This window comes from Oleiphilus sp. HI0086 (assembly GCF_001635225.1).
The window spans coordinates 1-301 of sequence record NZ_LWFZ01000488.1 but is presented as its reverse complement, the minus strand read 5'-3'; the positions used below and the strand labels follow the sequence as shown (position 1 = coordinate 301).

The window sequence follows — 301 nt, the reverse complement described above, 5'->3', positions numbered from 1 at the left end:
ACCTTTATATCGCTGAATATAAAGACCACGCTGAGCTTCCTTCATTAGAACCTCTAAACCTTGCTTAAAATCAGTGATCGCAAACTGTTTTTCACCACGCTTAATAAAGCTATTCTCACTGAAAATACCTTCAAGAGACTTCGCCATCGTGACAATTTTTTCATAACCAGCTGACTCAATGAACTCTTCACTGAAGATATACTCAGTTGATATACCGTGCACAAATACATCAACTTTTGGTAAGTACAGGTCTTTTTCTTCGTCGTGAGAAATACCAAATACATAGTTCATACCTGTCTTG

The 301-nt window shown here is 37.2% G+C and carries 1 pseudogene; it reads right to left on the bottom strand.

What is annotated here, in order from left to right:
* A pseudogene (gyrB, locus tag A3756_RS06000) lies at positions 1-291 on the bottom strand (DNA gyrase subunit B); the annotation flags it as partial.
* Positions 292-301: the final 10 nt, after the last annotated feature.